Genomic DNA, 441 nt, shown 5'->3' on the forward strand with positions numbered 1-441 from the left:
CCGCCATGGGCGCTGGAGGGCGGCAATCAGGGCACGCCCAATTACGTCGAAATTTTAGGCGAGGACGGGTCGATCGAAAAGGTTTCGGTCCTGACCAACCGTAAGCTGAAACAGAACGATGTGATCCGCATCGTGACCGGCAATGGCGGCGGCTATGGCAAGCCGGCGGATCGCGACGAAGCTCAGGTCTGGGACGATATCAAGAACGGCTACATCAGCAAAGACCGGGCGCGCGACGTTTATGGCGTAAGTTGAACGCCCACTAACAGAGGAGGAAGACATGACTATGGAGACCACACGCAGGAACATTCTAAAGGGTCTGAGCGCAGGCGCGATGGGCACCTCAGCGGGGCTGACGCTGACAGCGCTCAACGCGGGCGCGGCTTCGGCCCAAACCGGCGAGCCGATCAAGATCGGCTTCATGACGGCGTTGTCCGGGGC

At 60.5% G+C, this 441-nt stretch carries 1 protein-coding gene; it reads left to right on the forward strand.

Annotation, left to right across the window (positions count from 1 at the left end; translation table 11 throughout):
* On the forward strand, positions 1-255 hold a 255-nt coding region (locus tag CEV33_RS00845; RefSeq protein ID WP_208620126.1), incomplete at its 5' end, for a hydantoinase B/oxoprolinase family protein.
* Positions 256-441 lie beyond the last annotated feature (186 nt).

The sequence above is a fragment of the Brucella grignonensis genome (genome assembly GCF_002252505.1).
In the GTDB taxonomy this organism is placed as follows: domain Bacteria; phylum Pseudomonadota; class Alphaproteobacteria; order Rhizobiales; family Rhizobiaceae; genus Brucella; species Brucella grignonensis.